At 62.8% G+C, this 19,294-nt stretch carries 19 protein-coding genes; 8 read left to right on the top strand and 11 right to left on the bottom strand.

What is annotated here, in order from left to right:
• Positions 1 to 10: 10 nt before the first annotated feature.
• From ACZ1HH_RS12590 to ACZ1HH_RS12555, 8 genes are all read right to left on the bottom strand, one after another.
• Complete coding sequence (locus ACZ1HH_RS12590; protein WP_416369184.1) at positions 11 to 973, bottom strand: DMT family transporter; 963 nt, start codon at positions 971 to 973, stop codon at positions 11 to 13.
• A gap of 510 nt (positions 974 to 1,483) precedes the next feature.
• Positions 1,484 to 2,506 carry a P1 family peptidase gene (locus ACZ1HH_RS12585; protein ID WP_472636786.1) on the bottom strand — a complete coding sequence of 341 codons (1,023 nt, stop codon included), beginning with the start codon at positions 2,504 to 2,506 and terminating at the stop codon, positions 1,484 to 1,486.
• A 140-nt stretch (positions 2,507 to 2,646) separates the two neighbouring features.
• Positions 2,647 to 3,066, bottom strand: a complete 420-nt coding sequence (arfB, locus tag ACZ1HH_RS12580) for an alternative ribosome rescue aminoacyl-tRNA hydrolase ArfB (protein WP_011539980.1) — start codon at positions 3,064 to 3,066, stop codon at positions 2,647 to 2,649.
• Positions 3,067 to 3,681: 615 nt separating this feature from the next.
• Complete coding sequence (locus tag ACZ1HH_RS12575) at positions 3,682 to 4,314, bottom strand: queuosine precursor transporter (RefSeq protein ID WP_416369182.1); 633 nt, start codon at positions 4,312 to 4,314, stop codon at positions 3,682 to 3,684.
• 153 nt (positions 4,315 to 4,467) lie between these two features.
• Positions 4,468 to 5,394 (bottom strand): esterase-like activity of phytase family protein, encoded by a 927-nt coding sequence (locus tag ACZ1HH_RS12570; RefSeq protein ID WP_472636785.1) that lies wholly within the window; start codon positions 5,392 to 5,394, stop codon positions 4,468 to 4,470.
• A complete protein-coding gene (gene mepA, locus ACZ1HH_RS12565; protein WP_011539977.1) occupies positions 5,367 to 6,290 on the bottom strand; it encodes a penicillin-insensitive murein endopeptidase in 924 nt (307 codons plus the stop codon). Before mepA ends, ACZ1HH_RS12570 begins: the two co-directional genes overlap by 28 nt.
• Positions 6,287 to 7,669: an MFS transporter gene (locus ACZ1HH_RS12560; protein ID WP_487320297.1), complete on the bottom strand. Its 1,383-nt coding sequence runs from the start codon at positions 7,667 to 7,669 to the stop codon at positions 6,287 to 6,289. The genes mepA and ACZ1HH_RS12560 overlap by 4 nt, the downstream gene beginning before the upstream one ends.
• A 51-nt stretch (positions 7,670 to 7,720) precedes the next feature.
• Entirely contained in the window at positions 7,721 to 8,302 is a 582-nt protein-coding gene (locus tag ACZ1HH_RS12555; protein ID WP_472636784.1) for an acyl-CoA thioesterase, read from the bottom strand.
• 134 nt (positions 8,303 to 8,436) lie between these two features.
• On the opposite strand from ACZ1HH_RS12555, the gene ACZ1HH_RS12550 reads away from it, so the two are divergent.
• From ACZ1HH_RS12550 to amaB, 6 genes are all read left to right on the top strand, one after another.
• Positions 8,437 to 8,724 carry a YggT family protein gene (locus ACZ1HH_RS12550; protein WP_044027283.1) on the top strand — a complete coding sequence of 96 codons (288 nt, stop codon included), beginning with the start codon at positions 8,437 to 8,439 and terminating at the stop codon, positions 8,722 to 8,724.
• Between the two features lie 128 nt (positions 8,725 to 8,852).
• Entirely contained in the window at positions 8,853 to 10,892 is a 2,040-nt protein-coding gene (recQ, locus tag ACZ1HH_RS12545; protein WP_487320296.1) for a DNA helicase RecQ, read from the top strand.
• A gap of 101 nt (positions 10,893 to 10,993) precedes the next feature.
• Positions 10,994 to 11,749, top strand: a complete 756-nt coding sequence (locus tag ACZ1HH_RS12540; RefSeq protein ID WP_472636783.1) for a YaaA family protein — start codon at positions 10,994 to 10,996, stop codon at positions 11,747 to 11,749.
• A gap of 3 nt (positions 11,750 to 11,752) precedes the next feature.
• Positions 11,753 to 12,181, top strand: a complete 429-nt coding sequence (locus tag ACZ1HH_RS12535) for an Lrp/AsnC family transcriptional regulator (RefSeq protein ID WP_472636782.1) — start codon at positions 11,753 to 11,755, stop codon at positions 12,179 to 12,181.
• Between the two features lie 127 nt (positions 12,182 to 12,308).
• On the top strand, positions 12,309 to 13,430 hold the full coding sequence (locus ACZ1HH_RS12530; RefSeq protein ID WP_472636781.1) for a saccharopine dehydrogenase family protein: 1,122 nt from the start codon (positions 12,309 to 12,311) through the stop codon (positions 13,428 to 13,430).
• Positions 13,431 to 13,438: 8 nt separating this feature from the next.
• Positions 13,439 to 14,947 carry an L-piperidine-6-carboxylate dehydrogenase gene (gene amaB, locus ACZ1HH_RS12525; protein WP_472636780.1) on the top strand — a complete coding sequence of 503 codons (1,509 nt, stop codon included), beginning with the start codon at positions 13,439 to 13,441 and terminating at the stop codon, positions 14,945 to 14,947.
• 118 nt (positions 14,948 to 15,065) lie between these two features.
• Here the strand turns inward: amaB and ACZ1HH_RS12520 are convergent, their stop codons facing one another.
• From ACZ1HH_RS12520 to ACZ1HH_RS12510, 3 genes are all read right to left on the bottom strand, one after another.
• Positions 15,066 to 16,619 carry a DUF427 domain-containing protein gene (locus tag ACZ1HH_RS12520; RefSeq protein ID WP_472636779.1) on the bottom strand — a complete coding sequence of 518 codons (1,554 nt, stop codon included), beginning with the start codon at positions 16,617 to 16,619 and terminating at the stop codon, positions 15,066 to 15,068.
• Positions 16,620 to 16,869: 250 nt separating this feature from the next.
• Positions 16,870 to 17,571: a winged helix-turn-helix domain-containing protein gene (locus ACZ1HH_RS12515; protein WP_011539967.1), complete on the bottom strand. Its 702-nt coding sequence runs from the start codon at positions 17,569 to 17,571 to the stop codon at positions 16,870 to 16,872.
• Positions 17,543 to 17,836: a hypothetical protein gene (locus ACZ1HH_RS12510; protein ID WP_472636778.1), complete on the bottom strand. Its 294-nt coding sequence runs from the start codon at positions 17,834 to 17,836 to the stop codon at positions 17,543 to 17,545. Before ACZ1HH_RS12510 ends, ACZ1HH_RS12515 begins: the two co-directional genes overlap by 29 nt.
• 178 nt (positions 17,837 to 18,014) lie before the next feature.
• Between ACZ1HH_RS12510 and ACZ1HH_RS12505 the strand changes: the two genes are divergently transcribed.
• Together ACZ1HH_RS12505 and rnhB are read left to right on the top strand one after the other, a co-directional pair.
• Entirely contained in the window at positions 18,015 to 18,482 is a 468-nt protein-coding gene (locus ACZ1HH_RS12505; RefSeq protein WP_472636777.1) for a hypothetical protein, read from the top strand.
• Positions 18,483 to 18,599: 117 nt separating this feature from the next.
• Entirely contained in the window at positions 18,600 to 19,217 is a 618-nt protein-coding gene (gene rnhB, locus ACZ1HH_RS12500; RefSeq protein WP_472636776.1) for a ribonuclease HII, read from the top strand.
• The last annotated feature ends 77 nt before the right edge of the window (positions 19,218 to 19,294 follow it).

The raw sequence follows: 19,294 nt of genomic DNA, 5'->3' as shown, positions 1-19,294 counted from the left end.
CTGGGCCTTTCTAGCCAGAGGAACGCGGGCGCGGGCGCGGCGGCGGGCCGGGCGTGCGGGTCTCTCTCCAAAGAGAAACAAGCCCCGCTCCGATAATCAAGGCCGAGCCGAGCCAGACCGAAGGTTCCGGCCATTCCGCAAAAACCAGTACCCCCCAAACCACAGCCAGCGGCATGGCGACATATTCAAAGGGCGCGACCAGACCTGCCTCACAGAGCCGATAGGCCTGCCCGACCAGATAGCCGCCCACCGCGCCAGAGACCCCGGCGACGGCAAAGATCACCCACTCGATCCCCTCGGGCCAGGCCCAGGGTTTGAGCACCACATCCCAAAGCGGCACGCCGGTGGCCCACTGCCCATGCCCAAACACCAGCCCCGCCAGCGCACTCACGATCAAAAATCCAAGCGTGGGATAAAACGACAGCGTCGCGGCCTTGTCCGACCCGCCCGCCCGGCGGGTCAGGATATGCAGCGTCGCATAGCCGCAAGAGCCCAGAAACGGCAGCAGCGCATAGGGCTGAAACGCCGCCATCCCGGGCTTTACGATCACCAGAATGCCGCTGAACCCCACCATCACCGCGCCCCAGCGCCACGGGCCGACCCGCTCCTTGAGAAACAGCACTGACAGCAGGGTGACAATCAAGGGCGTGGCAAAGGCGATGGCCACCGCTTCGGCGAGCGGCAACACCGCCAGACCGGAAAAAAAGGTGATATTGGCAAAGACCACGGCCGCCACCCGCAGACCATGCAGGCGGATATTCTGCGTGCGCAGGATCTTCACGCCGCCTTCGAGCGGGATGATCACCGCCAACAGCAGCACCAGTGCAACCACAGAGCGAATAAAAACCACCTGGTAGAGCGGATAGCCGTCCGAGAGAAACTTGAAGGTGACATCAATGACAGAAAAGGCCACCGCCGCTCCAATTGCGGCGAGGATGCCCAATACATTGGATTGTACCACAGTTGCGCTCATATCCGTTTGCCTCCCCGAGGGTTGTCGCGCAGGACTGCCCTCAGGGCAATCAGAATGAAGCCAAGGTACAATTTTCCATATGTACCAATTCGTTGCCCTGATCTTCTTCTAACTCAAAATATCCCGGAGCGCGAGGCAGCGCCTCGCATCCCGTTGCGCTATCAGCGCACGCCCTGCTTAGGAAATTCTAAATTCGGAAATCTATGCTGGCCGGGATCGCGATCTTTGCCGGGATAAAATCCGGCGACATCAGGAAACGGCTTCCCCTTGGGGGAGCAGTGCAGAGATAACGTTGAGCACGCGGGAGGATACTCCCGGCCACCTCCGCCCCCTCGGGCGGCGCCGCCCTCTCTTTCGACATGCGACGTCAAGATGGACACGCAAGACGGACACCAAATGGTCACTGGCGCTTTGGACAGAGCGCGCCACCGGACCAGACAAACTCCTCCCACCGGATGCCAGAGGGCAGCCCGGTGCAAAGACCTGTCCGGTGCGTATCGAGCCTCTCTTTCAGGAGTCTGACCAGCAGGGCAGAATATCACCCTCGGCCGGGGTGGCGGCATGGACCGCGCGGGCGATCGCACGCGCGAGGCAGAGCGATCCGGCATGGCACAGCGCCAACATATCCGCTGCGGGGTCGGTCATGGACTGCGCGCCGGTCGCGGCCGCAAAGACCAGATCGCCATCATGTGGCCCATGGCTCGGCAGGATGGCCCGCGCCATGCCGTCATGGGCGGTGGTCGCCATGCGGGTGGCTTCGGCTTTGGTCAGCGCCGCATCCGTGGCCACAATCGCAATCGTGGTGTTGGACCCCTCCGAGGAGACGGCTGCGCCTGCCAGCTCTGCCATGGCCTCCATCTTGCGGCTGCGCAGGCTGCGCCCGATCCCGCTGCTGGGGTCAGGCCCAAGCCCGCCGAATTCTCCGTCGATTTCAAACGGGGCCGCCCAGAAGTGGCGCTCGCCCGGGGTGGTCACCGATCCAATCGGGTTCACCACCACCAGCGCCCCCACGGTGAGGCCATTTTCGAGCACCAGCGAGGCCGACCCCAGCCCGCCCTTTTGCATACCCGTGAGCGCGCCGGTGCCCGCGCCCACCGTGCCGAGGGCAAACTCCGCACTGGCGTCCCTGAGCGCGGCGCGCCCAAGCGCGGGATAGGGATTGTCCTGCCAGCCCTTATCGCCGCCGTTCAACAGATCAAAGATGATCGCGCCGGGGCAGATGGGCACAATGGCGGGACCAAGACGAAACCCGCGCCCCATGGCGCGCAGCCCGTCCACCACGCCCGAGCAGGCATCCAGCCCATAGGCCGAGCCGCCAGAGAGCACGAGCGCGTCAACGGCGGGCACGGTTTTGTCGGGCGCGAGCAAATCGGTCTCTCGCGTGCCGGGGGCGCCCCCCATCACATGCACCGCTGCCGTGAACGGCTGATCCGCGGTCAGGACCGTGGTGCCTGATTTCAACCGCGCGTCTGCGGCATTGCCAACGCGCAGGCCGGTGACATCGGTGATGAGATTGCGGGGACCGGGTTTCATGGGCTGTCCTGTCGTCAGTTCTGGGTCTCTAGCGGAGCGCCCGTTCCGGGCGCACAGTCTTAGCGCTGCCGCGCCGTTTGGCGTTCTGGCGCAACTTTGTGCAGGGTGGCCCGCCTCACATGCGGACGCAATTGTGAAATTCAGTCGCCGTCCACCCGCCCGCGCAGGGATTTCACCTCGGCGCGGGTTTTCTTGGCCTTGAGGCGGCGTTCGACGCTGCCACGGGTGGGTTTGGTGGCGATACGGCGCTTGGGTTTTATCAGGGCGCGGCGAATGAGCTCTGCGAGACGCTCGCGGATGATCTCGCGATTGCGTGCCTGCGAGCGGGTCTCGTCACATTGCAGGATCAGCGCGCCGTCATTGGTCCAGCGCCGCCCGGCAATGCGGCGCAGGCGGGTTTTGACCGGGCCGGGCAGATGCGGAGAGCGCTCGGCCTCAAAGCGCAGCTCAACGGCCGATGAAACCTTGTTGACGTTCTGCCCACCGGGGCCAGAGGCGCGCATGAAGCTCTCGGTCAGTTCCCAGTCTTGCAGGGTGATATCGTCGTTTATGCGTAGCATGGGCGGACCATAGAGCATGTCGCGCAAAAGTGGGAACCGGTTTTGCGACCTCAGACATGCGGCATTGCCAAGAGCATGTCGCGCAAAAGTGGGAACCTGGATTGCGCTGCGCGCGCATTTGACGGCCATACGCGGATGCCGCGGGGTAGCGAGACATGGCTCGGCGCGCGAGCAGGGGGACTGCGCGCAGCTTGCGGGATGGGCGCGCGTGTCTCTTGCAGGCGATCCCCGCCAGCGTAACAGGGGCGGCTCAAGCCCATACCCTGCAACACGCATCGAAATGCCAAGACTATATCGAGCCTAGATACGGAACAGGATACGGAAAAGGGCCACGCCCATAAGGCGCGGCCCTTCCGAAAGTCTATGAGAGCAAAGGCAGGTTAGGGCGCTGTCACTTCAGTTTCTGCTGATGCAGTATCAGGCAGTATCAGACTGTGCAGACCCAGCCGGTTGGCCGCTGCCAGAGAGGGCTGCCTCAGTGGCGGACCGCTCCGGTGGTTGCTGCTCCTTGCTCCAATCCCTTTCTTGACACTGGATCACCTCCTTTTCTCTCTGTTTCTGTTGCCTTCAGGTTGGCACGGAAAAGTCGGATCTCCAAATGAAATTCGCGCGAAATCACGCTTTGCTGGGTTGGCCCTGCGTTAAACGCGCAACAATCAGGCGGAAGGGGATCAGCGCGATCAGCGCCAGCGACAGTTTCACCAGCCAGTCGGCCACGGCGAGCGACACCCACAGGGGCGCAACCGGACCAGCGCCCAGAAGAGGCAGCATTTCACCGGCCCAGGATACGTCATTTGCGGGCTCAAGGAAGGTCAGCGCGCCGGAGAAGGCGATGGTGAAAAAGATCGCTGTATCAAGCGAAGAGCCAATCAGCGTCGAGGCCAGCGGCGCGCGCCACCATTTGCCGCCGCGCAGGCTGGCAAAGATCGCCACATCCGTGAGCTGCGCCAAAAGGAACGCCAGACCGGAGGCCACCGCGATGCGCAGGGTCACAAGCGGGCCGAACTCGCCGATGATCTGCGTGCCAATGAGCGAGCAGATCACGCCGACCACAAACCCGGCCAGCACGACCTTGCGCGCGGGGCCTGCGCCATAGACGCGGTTGGTCACATCGGTAACGAGGAAAGCGATGGGATAGGTAAACGCGCCCCAGGTCAGCCAGTTGCCGAACAGGAATTGCACGAGAATGTTGGAGGCCACCACAACGGCAGCCATGGCGAGAACGCCAGGAAGATAGGTGCGGGTCATGTACAGTACCGTTTTTTAGACAAGGTCGCGGAGACTTGTGCGCCCCTCCGGAGCGCGAAAGATCGCCTCGTTTATGCAGATCCAGAGTCGATTGCAAGCCAATACGCCCATATTTTATGGGGCGCTGCGTGTCTGGCTGGACGGGGTCAGGGCTCAGGGGCGCGCGGGCAGATCGTATTCCACCAGTTCCGTGCGCTGCACCCAAAAGAAATTATCGTCTGAAATCATCGTGGCGCGCAGACTGCCGGATGGGGTGCGCCAGATGCTCAGCCCCTCAAGGTTGTCGTGGCGGGCCAGCGGCGTATTGAGCAGGATCTCCCCACCGCCGAGCCCCTTTGCAGTGAGGTCAAAGCGACGCAGGCGGCTGCGAAACCCGATCTTTGCGAACTTCCGCTCCAGAACATAGAGCGCGCCATCGGGGCCAAAATCCGCCCCCACGGGCAGGAAGCCATCCGCTTCGGGGTAGGGCCCAAGCCCCTGCCAGCCCTCGGCCCCGGACCAGCGCCAGACTCTTGAGACATTTTTGTTGCGCGGCGGGCTTTCGGCTATCAGGAGCAGATAGCCCTCGGGGCTTTGGGCCAGCGCTTCAAAGGACGCGTTGAAAGAGAACCGCCGAAATCCTCTTGGTGAGGGCAGTTGGCGCACCTCGGTCGCGTTGTACTCCAGCACCCGATGGGGGCTTTCAAAAGAGACAAACATCCGCGCGCCCTGAACCACAAGGCCCTCGCTGTCTTCGACATCCTCGGGCATCCGCGCGCCGCCCGCGTCGCGCAGACGGTGTTGTTCGGTCATCCGCAGGCCGGTGATGTCGCCGTCCTGCCGAATGATCTCGCCCTTGACCAGATGCGAACGGTCGGTGATCGCGACAAAGCGCGTCCCGTCCTCTGAGAGTTCCAGCCCCGACATGCCCCCGAACCACGGCGCATCTTCGTGCCAGCGGTAGCTTGAGACAAGCCGGGCGCTGTTGCTGTCGGCGTGCGTCACGCTCCAGACGGTGGAGGCCGCGAGGGCAGCCGCACAGAGGGCGACCAAGAGGCCGATCGCGACGGAGGCTAGTCGGAAGAAAGAACGGCGGCGCATTGCTGAGGCAGATCCGAAAGGGTGTAATCCCTGCGCGGTTTAGGCTTTGGCGCGTTCGGGTCAACCGGTTTTGGGGGCGGCGGGTTCAGGATATTGGCGACCCACTGGCGCGCATCATCGCAGCCATCCCCGCGTGGCGGCGGATCCTGCTCTACACAGCCACGGGTGCCACGAGGACAATTCAGACGCACATGGAAGTGGTAGTGATGCCCCCACCACGGCCGGATCTTGCGCAGATAGCTGCGGTCGCCGGTCTCGGTGTCGCACATTTTGACCTTGGCGCCGGGAAAGACAAAGATCCGCGCCACACGGGGGTCGGAGGCGGCGGCCTTCAGGATCGCGTGATGCTGGGCGCTCCAGTTGTCGTTCACATAGGCACCACTGGCGCGGCGCAACGAGATCGACGAGATATTCTCGCGTGCCTCGCGGCTGAGGTCGAGCCGGTCGGGGGGCAGCATCCAGATGTCGGCATCAAGGCCGATCTGATGGCTGCGATGGCCCGACAGCATCGGCCCGCCCCGCGGCTGGCTGATGTCGCCCACATAGAGCCCCTGCCAGCCCGGCTGTCGCGCCGCAACACGGCTTAGATCCTGAATGAAATCAATCGTTTCGGGGTGGCCCCAGTTGCGATTGCGACTGAGGCGCATGGCCTGCCAGGTGGGGCCGGTTTCCGGCAGTTGTGCCGCGCCTGCGACACAGCCTTTGGCATAAGATCCCAGTGGCGCTGGGCGCTGGGCGGAGGGGCCGCGTTTGGCGCCGAACAGCTGTTTGGCCGGCACGGTGGAACTGGCGGCCTTGTTGGCGAAGGCGGCGGCAGAGGGGCGTGGGCTGTCTTGCGCCGGGGCGCAGGCCGCAAGCACAAAGGCCGCGAGGGTGATATGTCGCAATAACCTCAAGACTGATCTCCTTCACCATCCACCCAAAGCAATAAAAGCAGACCGAGGGCAAAGAGCGCAATCACTGGTGTAATGCCAAGGCGTGCACTGCCCGTCAGTGTTGTCATAAGGCCGATGAGCGCAGGCGCGACAAAGGCGGTAGCCCGGCCGGAAAGCCCATAAAGACCAAAGGCTTCGGTAGCTGTCTCCGGCGTGGTGTGGCGCACCATCAGGGTGCGGCTGGTGGCCTGCAGAATTCCGCCGAAACCGCCGATCAGCACGCCACAGGCGAAGAAGATCTGATCCGGCAGACCGGACCCCTCTGCCAAAACGACGCCAAAGACCTCTGTCCGGGTCATGTTGACGACGATGAGGCACACAAGGCTCAGCACCAGAATGGCCAAGACAATCACGGGTTTGGGGCCAAACCGCGCATCGGCAAGCCCGCCTGCCCAACTGAACAGAGCGGCAGAGATCGCGGCGATGATGCCAAAGATCCCGATCTGGGTAATCGACCAATCGAGCACCAACCCCGCGTAGACGCCGCCAAACCCATAAAGCCCGTTGAGCGCATCGCGGTAGAGCATCGACGACACCAGATAGCTGGTGAGGCTCTTGCGATGTTTCAGCCCCTTGACCGAGGCGACCACCATCGACACCGCCCGCCCAAGGCTCGCCGTGCCGCGCCGGGGGGTGCGCGGATCGCGGACCCAGGCAAAATAGGGGATCATAAAGGTCACGAACCAGATCGCCACAAAGGGCCCCACCGCGCGGGTGCCTTCGCGGGCGCTGGCGTCGAGGCCAAGAAGAGGATCAAGGCCGATCAGCGTCTTGCCGCTGTCCTGTTCGACAAACAGCAACAGCATGATGAACAGCGACACCACCCCGCCCAGATAGCCAAAGGCAAAGCCAGAACCCGAGAGCGCGCCGACCTCGTCCTTGCTGCCCAGCGAGGGCAGCTGCGCATTGACAAAGATCAGCGCAAACTCTGCCCCGACAAAGCCCACGCCAAAGCTGATGAGCATCCACCACAGATTGCTCCCCGCAGGATCCATGAACCACAGCCCCGCAGCGCCCAGCACATAGGCAATGGAAAACCCGATGATCCACGGCAACTTGCGTCCGGCGATGTCCGCCAATGCGCCAAGAAAGGGCGCCGAGAGGCCGATAATCAGCCCGGTAATGGTGAGGCAGAGCGACCAGCTCGATTGCGCGGCGGCCTTTGCGGCCTCCCCCTCGAGGCCGGTGCCGATGAAATACTGCGTCGCACTTGCAGCAAAGAAGGGACCAAAAACAAAGGTGACCAGCAGCGTGTGATAAGGCTGGCTGGCCCAGTCAAAAAACCACCACCCCCAGATGCGCTTGCGCAGGGGAATACTCTGCAGTGACTGCTCTGTCATACCTGTCCTCAAATGCTTTGGTGCATTGTTTCGGCCTAGCTATGGCAGGGGTCAGGAGGCGCTGGCAAGCCTCACATCGGATTTCTGCGCAGGTGCAGCATCTTCCATCGGCGGCCAGGGGCGCTGATCCTCTGCCGCGATCCAGGCCTTGACCCAATCGGGCAGATCCGGGCTCTGGATGTCTTGTCCCCAGGCCTTGATGACCCGCTCGGGAGGTACGATACCGTTCTTGTCGGTGACCACCGTGCGCAGCAATGCGTGGTTGGCGCATTCGCCGTTGGCCTTCCACATGCCCTGTTCCACATAGATGAATCGATCGTCCCAGCCGATCGCGCGGCTTTTCATCTCGAACCGCTCCATCGCCTTGATGCGGCGGCGATAGCGTACCGAGGCACCCGCAACGGCCACCGCCCAGCCTTCGCGTTTTAGAACACCCGCAAGTCCCGTGCGCAGGGTCAGCATGGTGCGCCCAAGATCATAGAGCGTCAGCGTGCGGCCATTGTTGAGCTCGAGCCAGATATCCAGATCCCAGGGCCAGCAGTGATGGCGCGACACATGGGTCTCAAGCGGGCCAAGGCGAGGCTGGCGGCTGGCAAGGGCGGCATCTTTCAACAGGCGGACAATTGGGTACATCTAAACGCTCCGGTTTACTTCTCTTCTACATGCCACCTGTTCACCACACGTCAACCTAAGACCTCGCGGAAGGGTTGCGAAAATCTGCGCAGATGATTACCTCGAATGCGAAATCAGACGAGGACCTGACACCGATGATGGCAATCTATGGACCGCTTCAGCTGATCCTGAGCGTTGTGTACTTCATCATGATCGTGCACATCATCATGAGCTGGCTGATCAATTTTCAGGTTCTGAACCTGCACCAGCAGTTCGTGGCGCAGATCTGGTATGGCATCAACCGCCTGCTGGAGCCGATCTACACGCCGCTGCGGCGCATTTTGCCCAACACGCATCCGCTGGATCTGGCGCCGCTTGCGGCCTTGCTCATCGTGATCTCTCTGCGCGCCTATATCCTGCCGACGCTGTTTGGCTACATGTGATCTCTTGGGCTGCGGCGGCTTTGCCGCGGCTTGGGCGCCGCTTCTGGGCTGAGGCCCTCTTGCCCCCCGATTCCAGCTGTGGGATTGTGCCGCTCATAACCTGAGCAGACCAACCCACAGGCCCCCGCATGCACGACGCAATCCCCCTGTTGCGCGATATCTTTGGATTCGACGACTTCCGTCCCGGTCAGGAGGAAATCGTCGAGGCCGTGAGTGCGGGCGAAAACGTGCTCGCGATCATGCCCACGGGGGGTGGTAAATCCCTTTGTTATCAGTTGCCTGCGCTGCGCCGCACGGGGATCACGGTGGTGATCTCGCCGCTGATTGCGCTGATGCGCGATCAGGTCCGCGCCTTGCAGGAGGCGGGTGTCAGCGCGGGGGCGCTCACCTCGGGCAATACCGAAGAAGAAACCGAGGCGGTCTGGAACGCCATCGAGGCGGGCGAGCTGAAGCTTTTGTACATGGCGCCCGAACGGTTGGCGGCGGGCAGCGCCATGGGCATGCTGCGCCGGATTGGTGTCTCGCTGATCGCGGTGGACGAGGCCCACTGTGTCAGCCAATGGGGCCATGATTTCCGCCCGGATTACCTGCGCATCGGCGAGCTGCGCCGCGCGCTCGACGTGCCATTGGCAGCCTTTACCGCGACGGCAGATCAGGAAACCCAGGCCGAGATCGTCCAGAAACTGTTTGATGGCGAGGCCCCGCGCGCCTTCTTGCGCGGCTTCGACCGGCCCAATATTCACCTCGCCTTTGCCGCCAAGGACAGCCCGCGCAAACAGATCCTCGAGTTCGCCGATGCGCGGCGCGGCCAGTCGGGTATTGTCTATTGCGGCACCCGCGCCAAGACCGAGGACATCGCCCGCGCGCTTGAGGCCTCTGGCCATGTCGCCTGCCATTATCACGGCGGCATGGAGGCCGAGGACCGGCGCATCGTCGAGACACGTTTCGCGCGCGAGGATGGGCTGATCGTGGTGGCTACGGTGGCCTTTGGCATGGGCATCGACAAGCCCGACATCCGCTGGGTCGCCCACGCCGACCTGCCCAAGAGCATCGAGGCCTATTATCAGGAAATCGGCCGCGCCGGCCGCGATGGTGCCCCGGCCGAGACGATGACGCTCTTTGGTCCCGAAGACATCCGCCTGCGCCGCAACCAGATTGACGAGGGGCTTGCACCGCCCGAACGGCGCGGCGCGGATCATGCGCGGCTCAATGCCTTGCTGGGGCTGGCGGAGGCCATGAGTTGTCGCCGTCAGAGCCTGCTGAGTTATTTTGGTGAAAATCCAGAGCCTTGCGGACATTGCGATCTGTGCGACACGCCGGTTGAGACCTTTGACGGCACCACCGCCGTGCGAAAGGCGCTCTCGGCCATTCTGCGCACCGAGGAGACCTATGGCGCGGGGCATCTCATTGATATTCTGATCGGCAACGCCAACGACCGCGTGCGCCAGAAGGGGCATGACGATCTGTCGGTCTTTGGCTGTGGGCGCGAGCATTCAAAACCAGAGTGGCAGGCCATCTTCCGCCAGATGATGGGGCGCGATCTGGTGCGGCCGGACCCGGAGCGCCACGGGGCCCTGCGCATGACCGAACCGGCGCTGCCGATCCTGCGTGGCGAGGACAGCATCACCCTGCGCAAGGACACCATCAAATCCGCCACCCGCCGCCCGGCGGTCAAGGCGCTGGTCTCGGATGAGGATGCGCCCCTTTTGTCGGCGCTGAAGGCCAAGCGGCGCGCCCTCGCCGAGGCGCAAAAAGTTCCGGCCTATGTGATCTTTCCCGATCGGACCCTCATCGAGATGGCGGAGAACCGTCCGCAAAGCCTGGATGAAATGGCGCGGATTTCGGGCGTGGGCGCCAAAAAGCTCGAGCGGTATGGCGATGAATTCCTTGGGGTCATCACCGGCGAGGCCGAAGCGCTGCACCCGGCGCGGCGCAAGCTGGCGGGGCGCGCGCAGGGGTCGATTTACGATACCCTTCTGGAGGTGCAGGCGCGGCTGCAACGCGGCGAATGCGGCACTCAGAAACCGCTGACTTGCTCGGCCTCGCAACTGGCCAAAGTGGCGCAGATGCGCAGCGACGATGAGAGCGGGATGGAGCGGCTGTTGGGGGAGCGCCGCGCGCAACGGTTTGCCTCGGCGTTTCTGGAGGTCCTGCGCGGCGCGGGCTAGGTCATCGCCCAGAATTGACCGGACCTCGCCGCAGCAGCGCTTGGCACCCGTGCGAATTGCGTTACAACTCTGGGCAAGTTCACCTGACAGGAGTGCAGCCGTTGATTATTCTCGTATCCCCCGCCAAGAAACTGAACGAAGAGCGCGCGCGTGGTCAGGCCACAACGGTGCCGCGGTTTCTGGATCAGGCGGCAGAGCTGGCGGGGGTGGCCCGCACGTGGTCCGAGGATGAGATCGCCAAGCTGATGGGGATCAGTGCGACGCTGGCCAAGCTCAACAAGGATCGCTTTGCGGCCTGGTCCGGTGATGGGCAATGCGCGGCGGGGCTGATGTTTGACGGTGACGTCTACAAGGAGCTGGAGCCCGCCACCTTTGACGATGTGACCAAGGACGCCGCACAGCGGCGGCTGCGGATCCTGTCGGGGCTTTATGGGCTGTTGCGCCCCACGGATGCCATCGAGGCCTATCGTCTTGAAATGGGGCGCAAGACGCCGGGACACCCGGCCGGGACGCTCTATGGGTTCTGGGGCGACAAGATTGCCGCGGCCATCGTGGAAGAGGCCCGCGAGCTGGGTGTGGGCAGCGTCCTGAACCTCGCCTCTGAAGAATACGCCAAGGCAGTCCCGCCAAAGGCGCTGGGCGATCTGACGCTGATCAGCCCGCGCTTTGAAGAGGAGCGCGGCGGCAGTCGCAAGGTGATCGGCGTTGCGGCCAAGCGCGCGCGTGGCGCAATGGCGCGCTGGGTGCTGGAGAATGGCATCACCGAGGCTGATGACCTCAAGGGGTTCACGGTCGGGGGCTATGCGTTTGACGCCGATGTCTCCGCGCCGCAGCGCCCGATCTTTGTGCGAGGCTGATCCGTGGACGATCTCGACCGTCGGATTGTCGCTGCTCTGCAGCATAATGCCCGCGAGTCCACCACCAAACTGGCGGCCAAGCTGGGGGTGGCGCGCACCACAGTGCATGAGCGCATCACCCGGCTGGAAGAGCGTGGCATCATCGCGGGATATACCGTGGTGCTGCGCGATCCCGACGAGGGCAACCGGGTCATGGTGTTGGTGCTCCTGGAGGTTCAGCAAAAGGAAACCGGTCGCATTATCAAGCGGCTGGAGTCCTACCCGGAAATTCGCCAGTGCCTGTCGATCAATGGCGAATACGATCTGATGGTCTCGGCCGAGGCGCCACGGATCGAGGATCTGGACATTCTGGTCGATGAGGTCGGGCGCATTCCCGGCGTGCAGCGCACCAATACGCTGGTGGTCTTTGGCCGCCGGATCGATCGCGTCTGACGGCATCTGAACAAATTGACGATTGATCCGTCATAGTGGCGTGATTTTACGTCACTCCGACAATTACGGCCCTACAAATCGAACAATTGAACCTGCACGCTGATCTCAAACAGGAGGTGCAGGTCACATGCAATGGAACATCTGTGTTGTGGGCGCGGGCAAGATCGGCCAGGCGATTGCCACGTTTTTAAAGACATCTGCCAACTATCAGGTGACCCTCGCGGATCATGACCTGAATGCGCTGGGCGCGGTGGCGGAGCTGGGGGTGCCGACCCGGCAGATCGACGCCAAGGATCCGGTGTCGCTGGCAAAAGGGCTTCGGGGGTTTGATGCGGTGATTTCTGCCGCGCCGTTCTTTTTGACGCCAATGATAGCGGAGGCTGCAAAAACCGCCGGCGCGCATTATTTCGACCTCACCGAGGATGTGGCCGCCACCGAAGCGGTGCGCAAACTGGCGGAAGGCAGCGAGACGGTGTTCATGCCCCAGAGCGGCCTTGCGCCCGGTTTCGTGGGCATCGCGGGCGCGTCACTGGCGGCAGAATTCGACGAGCTGGACAGCCTGCACATGCGGGTCGGCGCGCTGCCGAAGTTTCCGACCAACGCGTTGAAATATAATCTCACCTGGTCCACCGACGGGCTGATCAACGAGTATTGCAACCCCTGCGATGCCATCGTGAATGGCGCGCGCACCAAGACAGCGCCGCTCGAAGATTACGAGCGTCTGAGCCTTGATGGGGTTGAGTATGAATGCTTCAACACCTCGGGTGGGCTTGGCACCTTGCCGGAGACGCTGGACGGGAAGGCGCGGGCGGTCTCGTATCGGTCGATCCGCTATCCCGGTCACTGCGACATCCTGAAAATGCTGCTGCATGATCTGGGGCTGGAACGCCGCCGCGACCTGATGAAAGAGATTTTCGAGAGCGCATTGCCGCGCACCGATCAGGACGTGGTGCTGGTCTATTGCACCGCGCGGGGCCGCATCAATGGCGAGCTGCGTGAAAAGAGCCTCATCAACAAGAGCTATGCCCGCCAGATCGGCGGCAAGACCTGGAGCGCGATCCAAGTCACCACCACCGCCGGGGTGCTGGGGGTTGTGGATCTGGTGCGGCAAGGCGTCCTGCCCGCGCGCGGCTTTGTAAGCCAGGAACAGGTGAAGCTGCAGGACTTCCTCGAGACCGAATTTGGCCAGCTCTACCGGGCGGGCGACATTGACCACATGACAGACACAACAAAATTGGCAGCTGAGTGATGAAAGACATGGCACGAACAGCAGACGATATCCTGAAGAACCTGGGCCTGACGGCAGCAGAGCTGAGCGGTGGCAGCCGCGCGGTGCGCTCGCCCATTGATGGCAGCACGCTGGCCGAAGTCCACGACACCCCCGCAGGCGATATGCCCGCGATTCTGGACCGCGCACAGTCCGCGTTCAAGGCATGGCGCGTGGTGCCAGCGCCGCGCCGCGGTGAGCTCATTCGCCTGCTCGGTGAAGAGCTGCGCGCTGCCAAGGACGACCTGGGTGCGCTGGTCAGCTGGGAAGCGGGCAAGATCACCTCTGAGGGGCTTGGCGAAGTGCAGGAGATGATCGACATCTGCGACTTTGCGGTGGGTCTGTCGCGTCAGCTTTATGGTCTGACGATTGCCTCGGAACGGCCCGGCCACAGCATGCGCGAGACATGGCATCCGGCGGGGCCTGTGGGCGTGATCTCGGCGTTCAACTTCCCGGTTGCGGTCTGGTCGTGGAACGCGGCGCTGGCGATTGTCTGCGGCGATCCGGTGATCTGGAAACCGTCGGAGAAAACTCCGCTGACGGCGCTGGCCTGCACCAAGATCTTTGAACGCGCGGTGAAACGCTTTGGCGAGGATGCGCCCGAGGGTCTGCTGCAGACCCTGATCGGCGATGCGGACCTCGGCAAGACGCTGGTCGCCAGCCCATCCGTGCCGGTGATTTCGGCCACGGGTTCGACCCGCATGGGCCGCGCGGTGGCACCTGTGGTGGCAGAGCGGTTTGGCAAGTGCATTCTCGAACTCGGTGGCAACAACGCGATGATCGTGGCGCCCTCGGCGGATCTGGAAATGGCAGTGCGGGCGATCGTGTTCTCTGCCGTGGGCACCGCCGGTCAGCGCTGCACCTCGCTGCGCCGCCTGATCGTGCACAATTCCATCCGCGAGGATCTGGTGAAGCGCCTGAAGGCCGCCTATGCCGGTTTGCCGATTGGTGACCCGCAGGCCGAGGGCACTCTGGTTGGCCCGCTCGTGGACGAGGCCGCAGGGGATGCGATGACCTCTGCGCTGAAGGCGGCCGAAAGCGAGGGCGGCACCGTGCATGGTGGCGCACGCGTCACCGAGGGCGTGCCCGCCGGTGGTGTCTATATGGCGCCCGCCATCGTTGAGATGCCCGGCCAGAGTGCGTCGGTCAAAGAAGAGACCTTTGCGCCGATCCTGTATGTCATGGGCTATGACGATTTTGAGGACGCGGTGGACATGCAGAACGACGTGCCACAGGGGCTGAGCTCCTGCGTGTTCACGCTCAATATGCGCGAGGCAGAGAGCTTCCTCACCGCTGCCGGTTCTGATTGCGGCATTGCCAACGTCAACATCGGGCCCTCGGGTGCGGAAATCGGCGGTGCCTTTGGCGGCGAAAAGGAAACCGGCGGCGGGCGTGAGAGCGGCTCTGACGCGTGGAAATCCTACATGCGCCGCCAGACCAATACCGTGAACTATTCGGCGGAATTGCCGCTGGCGCAGGGTGTGAAGTTCGACATCTAAGGTCACGCCGGTCCTGATTTGGCTGTTGCGCAAGCGGCAGCCGCGCGCCCGTCCCGGTTTCACCTCGGGGCGGGCGTATGTCGTTTAGGATGATGGTCAGGGCGATGGGGTGTGCGGCTCAGGATGATGCCGCGATGGCAAAGCTCTCGACCGGTTGCGAGACATTGTGCAGTTTCACAAGCCCCAGGGGTTTCGCCTCGGCGGTTTGGGTCAGGATGTCGCGCGATACCACGATGCGATGGCCAATGGTCTTGCCGTAATCGCCAAGACGCGCCGCAATATTGGCGGCCTGACCGATAACGGTGAAATCCAGCCGTTCCTGCGAGCCAATATTGCCATAAAGCACCGACCCCGAAGCAATCCCGATCGCGCATTCCAGATTGGGCAGCGAGGGGCAGGGCGCGATCTCGGCCAGGGCGGCGACGATGTCCTGGGCCGCCTTCAGCGCCTGCGCGCGCGCCTCTGCCGGGTTCTGACCGGCGGGAAAGACCGCGAGCACCGCGTCGCCGATGAACTTCAGCACTTCGCCGCCGTTTTCATGCACGAGGCCGGATGTGGTTTCGAAGAACTCGTTCAGCAGGGTGACGTATTTGTCGCGCGGCAGGGTTTCTTCGAGCAGGGTGGAGCCGCGCAGGTCGCAGAACATGATCGCGGCGTCGATCTCATCGCCATCGCCGCGGCGGATGTCGCCCCCAAGCACCCGCGCACCGGAGCGTTTGCCCACATAGGTTTCCAGCACCGCCTGCGCATTTTCGCGCTGCATGAAGACCTCGTAAAAGCGGGCAATCACCGCAGAGCACTCAAAGATCAGGCCCAGATCGGCAGTGCTGAAGCCCTCTGGCGCGTCCGAGGCGAGGGTCAGCACATTGATGCGCCCATCCGAGAACGGCAGCGGCATGGCGACATAGTCGGTCATGCCTTTCTCGCGCAGATCACGCAGGATCGGGAAATCCTCGGAAGGGACATTGCCGGTGAGCCGGTAGCGCAGGCCCCCAAGCCCCTTGGAGACATGGCGCAGCGGGGAGTTCTTGAACTCCGGTTTTTCGTGAATCTCGTAGGAGGGCGAGAAGGTCTCTACCCCGGCGCCACCTTTTTCCCAGCGATAGTGATGCCCCGCGATGCGCGGATGCAGCGCCCAGGCGAGGATGGTGAGGCGACTGACCGGTAGGCCCTGTTGCTGAAGCCGCTCCACCAGCACCTCGGTAAACGTCTCGGGCGAGGGCAGGAAGGCGGCTTCGCGCAGCAGCCAGTCCACCAGCGGCCCCGAGATATTGCCATCATCCGGCGCCTGAAGGCGATTGTTGCCAAGGTCCAGACGGTCCAGCGCGTCGGGCATAAAGCCCACGTGGCCCTTGATCTGGCGCGCTTCGGGCAGGGTTTCGTCATAGCTCCAGACCGCGCTGCAGAGCTCTTTCTTGCCGGGCAGGATCAGGTCGCGGTAATGCGCCGTGCCCTTGAAGGGGCAGAACGTGGTTTTGCTGCAGGCCTGATCCATGTCCACCTGCAAATCTTCTTTGGGGAAGTAGACCACGGGGGGCAGGCGGGTTTCATACATCACCTTGGCACGGCTGCTTTGGGCCAGCAGCGTGTTGCCGTGATAGGCCGAAACCGGGCCGTCCAGTTGTTCCACAAGGATGCCGTAACCGCTGCGCGGCGAGACCTGAATGTTCATGGGGTGTATCTGTCCAAAGCTAGCCTTCCTAATATGGGAAGGTTTGGGAGGGATTTCCAGACCCCTCTCAACATCTGATAGCATATTTGAGGGATTGCGCCGTGCAAAACACGTCGCCGGGGGGCAGGCCGCGCCTTTGGCGCGGCCTGCCCGGCCCAACGGGCGGATGGGAATTTCCAATTCACAGACGCCGGGCGGGAGTGCCCCCGCCTTGTGTGTGTCCGGGGCGACGCGGGTGGACCCAGGGGTGTCACACCATGCGGATCACATCCTTGTTGATCGCCAGCACATAGCCGCGTTTGGCGATGTTCTTCACCAACAGCTCGCTGATCATCTGATTGCCAAGGGTGTCGCGCAGCCGTTTGATGCGGGTCGCCCCGGCGGCTTCCTCGCAATCATGGCTGGATTTGCCGGAAATCACCGCCTCGATCTCGGCACCCGAGAGCACATCATCATCAAGCCGCGCCTCGGCGAGCACCGACAGCGTCTCCATCGCGGCCTGGGTGAGCTTGAAGCCCATATTGTTGAGGTAAACGGTGTTTTCCTCGCGGCTGATCAGGAGTTCCGTCACCTGAATCCCGGCGCGTTCGATCTGCGCCATGCGCCGGTTCAGCATCACCAGCATTGCCAGTACCACGAGGGCGGCAATCATCATCGCGGTGGCAAAGACCAAAAGCACAAAGATCACCATACGGTAGCTTGCCAGCGTGTCGGCAAAGGCGGTGCCGCTCTGGGCGAGGATCTCCAGCAGTTTGATCTCGGCCTGGGTGGTGAGGTCGTTTTCCACAAACAGCCGTTCAATGCGGGCATTGAACGCATTGCCGTCGGGCAGGGTCAGAAGCAGCACCGTGCCCGCGACGACCAGAAGGGCCACAATGGCGCCAATCCCAAGCGCGATCACGCGGGACCCGGCGTGGCGGACCTCAGAAACGGAGAAAGTTGCGTCCGGCATCCGCTTTCCTTTGTTCAAGGCCTTCGGGGCCAAAGACGGTCAGGACGTTCAACAGCGTCCAGCCTGCGCGCGAGAGGCGTTCGGCCACCTCGCCTTTGGCGGCCGCTTTGGAGCAGTCGCCCGACAGCTCCATCACGCCGTAATGAAGTTTCAACGGCTGGTCCTGTTTGGCCTTGTAATCGGCGTAACATCCGGCGGCCTGCGCGGGCTGCGCAAGCGCCACAAGGAGCAGCAAAAGAGCGGGGAGAAGGCGCGTGTGTTTCATGAGTGCATCATGCGGGTGAGGCGACTGATATTCAATGACAACAGGGCGTTGGGACGCTGATATTTGATAACAGGCGGGCGTTATTGCCTGTCTTGCGGCGGCGGGGCGAGGGTCGGGGCATCCGGTTGATCTTCAACCACGACATGCCTTCAGACACAGTTACACAGGATACATTGCCATGACCCGCCTTGCCTCTTCGACCCGCAACCTGCACCGCAAGTTCATCGCTGCCGTGATCGCCACGGCCCTTGTCATCACCGGTTTCTCCGCCGCACCTGCGCGCGCCGACAGTGACGACATCGCCAAGTTCATTGCCGGGGCTGCGATACTCGGGATTATCGGCGCGGCGATCAACGACCACAAGAAGGACCGGCACCGCCCGCCGCATGTGGACCCCACGCCTGCGCCCAAGCCGCTGCCGCCGCGCGTGCGTCGCTATGATCTGCCAGCGCAGTGTCTCACCAGCATTCGTGTCCATGGCAAGGAGCGCAACCTCCTCGGGATGCACTGCCTGCGCCGCACCTACTCTCATGTGAACACTTTGCCGAACCGCTGCTACCGCGAGTTTGACAACCGCACCCAGAGCCGTCGCGGCTATCGTCCGGCCTGCCTACGTCAATACGGCTACCGACTGGTGCGGCTCTAAGCACCAGCGGCACATTCGAGCAGCAGACTGGGGCGCATCTGGCATGCGCCCCTCTTTTTTGTGCCGCTTTTGGTGCGCCCTCTTGCATGCGCGCGGCAAACGCGCTCAGTGGCGAATATGGACTATCCGGATTTATCACTCGAAGCGGCGGCGCAGGCGCGCGGCTATACGCGGATTGCAGGCGTGGATGAGGTCGGGCGCGGCCCGCTGGCGGGACCGGTCACGGCTGCTGCGGTGGTGCTCGATCTTGCGGATCTGCCCGAAGGGCTCAATGATTCCAAGAAGCTGACGCCGCGCAGACGGGCCGCGCTGGAACCGGAAATCATGGCGCGCGCCTCTTATGCGGTGGCCCATGCCAGCGTCGAGGAAATCGACCACCACAATATCTTGCGTGCGTCACATCTGGCGATGGAGCGCGCGGTGGCCGCCCTCGATCCGCAGCCGGATTACCTGCTGATCGATGGCAATCTGATCCCGCGCGCGCTGCACATTCCGGCCGAAGCGGTGGTCAAAGGGGACGGGCGCTCTTTGTCAATTGCCGCGGCCTCAATTCTGGCCAAGGAAGCCCGTGATCGGATCATGGTGGATTTAGCGCAACAGTTTCCCGGATATGGCTGGGAGCGAAATGCGGGCTATCCGTCGAAACAACACCGCGATGCGCTCATAAAAATAGGGGTGACCCCACATCATAGAAGGTCGTTCAAGCCGGTCCACAAGATATTGTATCAAGAGTGAACCGTAGCCTGCTGATTCAAAAAACAAATTGACCTCGAATCCGGGATGACTCATCTTGTGGATAACCAGAATGAGCG

This window comes from Epibacterium sp. HA2-3, assembly GCF_055693725.2.
The sequence above is the reverse complement of the archived record's forward strand: the minus strand, read 5'-3'. Positions and strand labels throughout refer to the sequence as shown.